Annotated in this window: 5 protein-coding genes; 1 reads left to right on the top strand and 4 read right to left on the bottom strand. The window is 72.5% G+C overall.

What is annotated here, in order from left to right; translation table 11 throughout:
* Positions 1 to 92: 92 nt before the first annotated feature.
* From ACFWGJ_RS08355 to ACFWGJ_RS08345, 3 genes are read right to left on the bottom strand one after another with little or no spacing between them, the layout of a single operon-like run.
* Positions 93 to 1,085, bottom strand: a complete 993-nt coding sequence (locus ACFWGJ_RS08355; RefSeq protein ID WP_387321807.1) for a small ribosomal subunit Rsm22 family protein — start codon at positions 1,083 to 1,085, stop codon at positions 93 to 95.
* Between the two features lie 60 nt (positions 1,086 to 1,145).
* Positions 1,146 to 2,348 carry a serine hydrolase domain-containing protein gene (locus ACFWGJ_RS08350; RefSeq protein WP_387321806.1) on the bottom strand — a complete coding sequence of 401 codons (1,203 nt, stop codon included), beginning with the start codon at positions 2,346 to 2,348 and terminating at the stop codon, positions 1,146 to 1,148.
* On the bottom strand, positions 2,276 to 3,643 hold the full coding sequence (locus tag ACFWGJ_RS08345) for a multidrug effflux MFS transporter (RefSeq protein WP_387321805.1): 1,368 nt from the start codon (positions 3,641 to 3,643) through the stop codon (positions 2,276 to 2,278). The genes ACFWGJ_RS08350 and ACFWGJ_RS08345 overlap by 73 nt, the downstream gene beginning before the upstream one ends.
* A gap of 123 nt (positions 3,644 to 3,766) precedes the next feature.
* On the opposite strand from ACFWGJ_RS08345, the gene ACFWGJ_RS08340 reads away from it, so the two are divergent.
* Positions 3,767 to 4,768, top strand: coding sequence for a Gfo/Idh/MocA family protein (locus tag ACFWGJ_RS08340; RefSeq protein ID WP_387321804.1), 1,002 nt, complete (start codon positions 3,767 to 3,769; stop codon positions 4,766 to 4,768).
* A 124-nt stretch (positions 4,769 to 4,892) separates the two neighbouring features.
* Here the strand turns inward: ACFWGJ_RS08340 and ACFWGJ_RS08335 are convergent, their stop codons facing one another.
* Complete coding sequence (locus ACFWGJ_RS08335) at positions 4,893 to 6,539, bottom strand: alkaline phosphatase D family protein (protein ID WP_387321803.1); 1,647 nt, start codon at positions 6,537 to 6,539, stop codon at positions 4,893 to 4,895.
* Between the last annotated feature and the right edge of the window lie 22 nt (positions 6,540 to 6,561).

The following is a 6,561-nucleotide window of genomic DNA, read 5'->3' as shown; positions in this document are numbered from 1 at the left end:
GCCCGTCCGGCGTTTGAGGAGCGGGGGTTCGGGGGCAGCGCCCCCGAGTCAGTGACGGGACGGGTAGGGGCGGCGGGGGCGAGGAAACGCCCTTAGCGGGGCTCGGCCGGGGGCCACCCGTCCCCCCACGCCGCGTCCCGGGCCTCCTTGTAGAGGAGCCCCTGCCGCTTCGTCACCGTGGAGCGGCCAAGCTCACCCCCCACCCCGCACAGATCCAGCAACACCTGCCCCTTACGGATCTGCGGCCGCCGCACCACCCGCGCGGCAACCGGCTCCGCAGGCACCCGCGTCGCGGCGACATAGCTGAACTTCTCGTCCTCGTAGGGCAAGGAACCCCCCTTGACCTGCCGGTGCAGCGAGGACCTGCTCACCCGGGCGGAGAAGTGGCACCAGTCCTCCCCCGCCACGATCGGACAGGCCGCGCTGTGCGGACAGGGCGCGGCGACGGAGAACCCGGCGCCGATCAGCCGGTCCCGCGCCGCGATGACGCGGGCGTACCCGTCGGGCGTCCCCGGCTCGATGATCACGACGGCCTGCGCGGCGGCCACCGCGGCGTCCACGACGGCGTCGCGCCCCGCCCCGGTCAGCTCGCCGAGGACGTACGACACGGTGACGAGGTCGGCGTCCGGCAGGGCCAGTTCCGCGCCGATCCGCGAGCGGCGCCATTCGGCGGACCGCAACTGCGGGCTGGAGGAGGCGAGTTCACGGCCGAGGACGAGCGCGGGCTCGGCCCAGTCGAGCACGGTCACCGGCCGCTGTCCGGGCCAGGTGGCGCTCACCGCCCAGGTCGCCGCGCCCGTGCCGCCGCCCACGTCGACGTGGCTGCCCGGCACCCATTCGGGTACGGCGTCCGCGAAGGCGTCGAGCGCGGCCCGTACGGCCTCGAAGGTCGCGGGCATCCGGTACGCGGCGTACGCGGCGACGTCCGCGCGGTCGCGCAGGATGGGGGCGTCGGTCGGGGTGGTGCCCCGGTAGTTCGCGATCAGCCGGTCGACGGCCTGCGCGGCCACCTTGGGCGGTAGTCCGTCGAGCAGGCCCGCGAGGGCCGTGCGCAGGGTCTCAGCTGGGGAAACGGGGGCGGTCACGAGGGAAGTCTACGAGCCTCGCGCGACGCACCCCCGGCCGCTCCCGCGCCCGCCCGCCGCTCAGGCTCCCCGGACCGCCCTGGCCAGCCGCGTCGCCGCCGCCCGGCGGGGTCCGTGGTCCGCGGGCCGGCGGCGCGGGTGGACCGTGTTCGCCAGGAGCACCAGGAACGTGTCCGTGGAGGGGTCCAGCACCAGCGACGTACCCGTGAAGCCCGTGTGGCCCGCGGCTCCGCGGCCGGCCAGGGCGCCCATGAAGGACGGCTGGTCCAGGGCGAAACCGAGGCCCGGCGGGGAGAGGAGGAGTTCGACGTAGTCGGGGCCGAGGATGCGGGCGGTGCCGTAGGAGCCGCCCGCGAGGAGGGTGCGGCAGAAGACGGCGAGGTCGGCGGCCGTGGAGAAGAGGCCGGCGTGGCCCGCGACCCCGCCGAGCGCCCACGCGTTCTCGTCGTGGACCGTGCCCCGCAGCATGCCCCGGTCGGCCTTGGCCCAGGGCCGCCGCTGGTCCTCGGTGGCGGCGGCGCCGGGGCAGGGGCCGAAGGCGGTGTCGGTCATGCCGAGCGGCCGGGTGATCCCGTCCCGGACGAGGGCGTCGAGCGGGCGCCGGGTGATGCGTTCGAGGACCTGCTGGAGCAGCAGCATGTTGAGATCCGAGTAGCCGTACGCGGCGCCCGGCGCCGTCACCGGCTTCTCCGCCCGCAGCAGGGCGAACCGTGCCCGGTCGTCCCGGCAGTCGTACAGCGGGAGTTCGGGCCGCAGCCCGGAGGTGTGGGTGAGCAGGTGCCGCACGGTGATGCCGTACTCGGCCGCGGCGGCGAAGCCCGGCAGGTACGCCCCCACGCGCGCGTCGATGCCCAGCGTGCCGCGCTCCAGCTGCTGCACGGCCGCGACGCTGGTGAAGAGCTTCGTGAGGGACGCCAGGTCGAAGGGGGTGCGCACGGTCATCGGCACGCGTTCGCCGCGGGGCAGTTCCACGCCCGCGTCCGCGTCCTCGTCGTACGCGCGGTAGCGCACCGCCCAGCCCGCCGCCTCCTCGACGGCGATCACGGGCCCGCGTCCGGCGACCAGTACGGCGCCCGCGGCCCAGGGCCGGTCCCCGGCGGTGATCGCGCGGAACTCCCGTACCAGGGCGTCGAGTTCCCCAGGGTCGAGCCCGGCACGTTCCGCCGTGCCGGGGCGCAGTCTCGGTGCGCTCAGTTCCCCGCTCCCTTCGATCCCGCCCGCGTGCCCGCCATGGCGTCCGGCTGTTTCCGCCAGGGACGGCACAGTGCCACGAAGCAGCCGACGGCGACCAGTGAACACGCGAGCTGGACGACGGCCATCGGGACGGCCGTGTGCTCACCGGCGATGCCCACCAGGGGGGTCGCCGCCGCGCCGACGAGGAACGAGGACGTGCCGAGCAGGGCGGACGCGGAGCCCGCGGAGTGCCGGGTGCGCATGAGGGCGAGCGCGTTGGTGTTGGGCATGCACAGGCTCATCGCCGACATGAGCACGAAAAGGCCGACGGCGATCGGGACGAGGCCCACCTCGCCGAACGCCCCGGCCGACATCAGGAGCAGCGCGGCCGACGCGACGGTGATGACCGCGAGGCCGACGGCGAGCACCTTGTCGAGGCTGAACCGGCCGACGAGGATCTTGCCGTTGATCTGGCCGACGATCACCAGACCGACGGAGTTGACGCCGAAGAGGATGCTGTACGTCTGCGGGGAGGCGCCGTAGATCTCCTGGACCACGAACGGCGAGGCGGAGATGTACGCGAAGAGCGCCGCGAACGCGAAGCCGCCGGTGAGCATGTAGCCGGTGAAGACGCGGTCGGCGAGCAGTCCGCGCATGGTGCGCAGAGCCTCGACGGTGCCGCCGTCGTGGCGCTCGGCGGGCGGCAGCGTCTCCGGCAGCAGCCGCCAGACGACGGCGGTGAGCGCGATCCCGATGACGGTCAGGATGTAGAAGACGCCCCGCCAGTCGGTGATCCGCAGCACCTGGCCGCCGATGAGCGGCGCGATGATCGGGGCGACGCCGGAGATCAGCATGAGCGTGGAGAAGAACCGTGCCATGTCCACGCCGTCGTACAGGTCGCGTACGACGGCCCGCGCGATGACGATCCCGGCGGCGCCCGCGAGGCCCTGGAGCAGCCGGAAGGCGATGAGGAGTTCGATGGTGGGGGCGATGGCGCAGACGGCGGTCGCGAGGATGTAGACGACGAGCCCGGTGATCAGCGGCCGTCTGCGGCCCCACTTGTCACTCATCGGCCCGACGACCAGTTGCCCGAGCGCCATCCCGGCGAGGCACGCGGTGAGCGTCAGCTGCACGGTGGCGGCGGAGGCGTGCAGCGCGTCGGTGACGTCCGGGAGGGCCGGGAGGTACATGTCCATGGACAGCGGCGGTACGGCTGTGAGTCCGCCGAGGATGAGCGTGACCAGGAGGCCCACGGAACGGCGGGCGACCGGTGGCGGTACCGGTGGCGCCGAGGCGGCGACCACGCTCTCCTCGGTGACCGCCGTGCCGGGTATGCGGGCCTCCGGGCCGTCCGGGTCCCTCGTCGTACGGCCGCGCTCGGGCATGCGCCCCTCCCTCTCCGTGTGATCCGCCACCTATGCTCTCAGCTCGTACGGGTGGTCTCGTACAGATGGTCGAAGCGGTCGAGGGCGCCGCGGGCGTCGACGGCACGGAGCGAGGGGTCGGGCATGACGGAGGAACGCGTGCGCTGGGGTGTGCTGGCGACCGGTGGGATCGCTGCGGCGTTCACCGCGGATCTGATCGATCTGCCCGATGCCGAGGTGGTGGCGGTGGCGTCGCGCACCGAGGAGTCGGCGAAGGGGTTCGCGGAACGGTTCGGGATCCCGCGGGCGTACGGCGACTGGGAGTCCCTCGCGGCGGACGAGGACGTCGACGTCGTGTACGTGGCGACTCCGCACTCGGCGCACCGGGCGGCGGCCGGGCTCTGTCTGGAGGCGGGGCGCAACGTGCTGTGCGAGAAGGCGTTCACGCTGAACGCGCGCGAGGCCGAGGAACTGGTCGGCCTCGCGAAGCAGCACGACAGCTTCCTGATGGAGGCCATGTGGATGTACTGCAACCCGCTGATCCGGCAGCTCAAGGCGCTGGTCGACGACGGGGCGATCGGTGAGGTCCGCACGGTGCAGGCCGACTTCGGGCTCTCGGGTCCGTTCCCTCCCACCCACCGGCTGCGCGATCCCGCGCAGGGCGGCGGCGCGCTCCTCGACCTGGGCGTGTATCCGGTGTCGTTCGCGCATCTGCTGCTCGGTGAGCCCTCCGGTGTGACGGCGCGGGCGGTGCTCTCGGAGGAGAGGGTCGACCTCCAGACGGGCATGCTGCTCTCGTACGACAGCGGCGCGCTCGCCGCGCTGCACTGCTCCCTGACCGGTGGCACGTCGACCTCCGCCTCGGTCACCGGCTCCGAGGGCCGTATCGACATCCCGTACGGCTTCTTCCACTCGGACCGCTTCGTCCTGCACCGCGACGGCCGCGACCCGCAGGAGTACACGGCGAACGCGGCGGACGGCACCCGCGCCAGCCTCAAACACGAGGCGACGGAGGTCATGCGAGCCCTCCGAGCCGGCGAGAAGGAATCCCCCCTGGTCCCCCTGAACGGCACCCTGGCGGTCATGCGCACCCTGGACACGGTAAGAGCGGAGGTAGGAGTCACCTACCCCGGCGAATCGGCTTAAGGGGCGCGGGGAACGGCGCAATCTTTTAGGGGCGCGGGGAACTGCGCGACCAGCCACGACGGACCCGCAGCCGACAACGAACACGCAGCCCCCGCCCCCGCCCCCGAAAAGCCGGGCGAAGCCACTACGCCGGCTTAAGCCCCTGGTCACCCACCTCCGTGACGAACGACGCCGCAGTACTGATCGCAGCCCCAGGCGTGGTGACCGCCGCCACGGTCTTGAAGTCGGCCCGAGCGGATTCCCGCCCGAGCCGCACGGTCGTGTAACCCCGCCGCCCGTTGTAGAACTTCAAATGCGGATTCGCCGCCATGTACGTCTCCCAGTTGGCCGGCTTCTCCACCCCGTCCCGCCCACTGGTGACCGAGGTCGTCACGATCTCCGTACCGAGCGTCCGGGACGAGGGATCGTCGAAGTCGTCCTTGATGTCGAAGGCGTACGCGACATGGACGTCCCCGGTGAACACCATCAGGTTCTCGACCCCGGCCGCCTCGGCACCGGCCAGGACCCGCGCCCGCGAGGCCCGGTAGCCGTCCCACGCGTCCATCGACACCCGGGACGGCACGGTCAGGTCGAACTTCCGCTGGGAGAAGATGACCTGCTGCGGAACGACGTTCCACAGCGCCTGCGAGTCCTGCCACCCGTCCAGCAGCCACCGCTCCTGCGCCGCCCCGGTGATCGTGCGCGCCGGATCGTCCGTCTCGGGGCCGGGCACGTCCGCCCCGTCCCCGTACGCCTGGTCGGAGCGGTACTGCCGGGTGTCGAGGATGTCGAACTGGGCGAGCCGGCCCCAGTTCAGCCGCCGGTACATCTGCATGTCCGGGCCCGCGGGCCGCTGCGGGCGGCGCAGCGGCAGGTTCTCCCAATAGGCGCGGTATCCGGCGGCGCGCCGCAGCAGGAACTCCTCCGGCGGTACGGAGTTCTCGGGTATGTCGTCCGCGTAGTTGTTCTCGACCTCGTGGTCGTCCCAGGTGACCACGAAAGGGTGGACGGCGTGCGCGGCCCGCAGATCGGGGTCGGTCTTGTAGAGGGAGTACCGCAGGCGGTAGTCCTCCAGGGTGATCGTCTCGTGGTTGAAGAGGTCGGGCAGCACACGGTCGGTGTAGTTGCGGGCGCCGCCCACGGAGTCGACGGCGTACTCGTAGAGGTAGTCGCCGACGTGGAAGACCACGTCGACGTCGTCCTCGGCGAGATGCCCGTACGCGGTGAAGTACCCGTCGTGGTACGCCTGGCAGGAGACCGCGGCCAGCCGCAGCTCGTCGACGCGCGCGCGGGACGAGGGCGCGGTGCGGGTGCGCCCGGTCTCACTGATCCAGCTGCCCGTCCGGAAGCGGTAGTAGAAGACCCGGTCGGAGTCGAGGTGGCCGACCTCGACGTGCACGGAGTGGTGGAACTCGGGGTGGGCGAAGGTCGCCCCGCGTCTGACGACGTGGCGGAACCGTTCGTCGCGGGCCAGTTCCCAGTGCACGGTGACGCGTTCCGGGGGCAGTCCGGAGTCCGCCTGGTACGGGGTGGGGGCGAGCCGGGTCCACAGCAGCACGGAGGTGGCCTGCGGGTCGCCCGAGGCGACACCGAGGGTGAAGGGGTTGTCGGTGATCTTCGCCGCGTCGAACTCGGCGGCGCCCGCCACGCCCGCGGTCGGCAGGTTGGTGGCGAACGCCAGGACGGCTGCCGCGCCGGTGACGGTGAAGAGCCGGCGGCGCCCGAGGTGACGGGCGGCGGCGCGGAGTTCGGGGGCGTGCTGCGACGGTTGCTGGTGGCCGGTGGATGTCATCTGGCCCTCCCCTGACGGTTGT

This window comes from Streptomyces sp. NPDC060205 (assembly GCF_042728395.1).
Classification (GTDB): Bacteria; Actinomycetota; Actinomycetes; order Streptomycetales; family Streptomycetaceae; genus Streptomyces.
The sequence above is the reverse complement of the archived record's forward strand: the minus strand, read 5'-3'. Positions and strand labels throughout refer to the sequence as shown.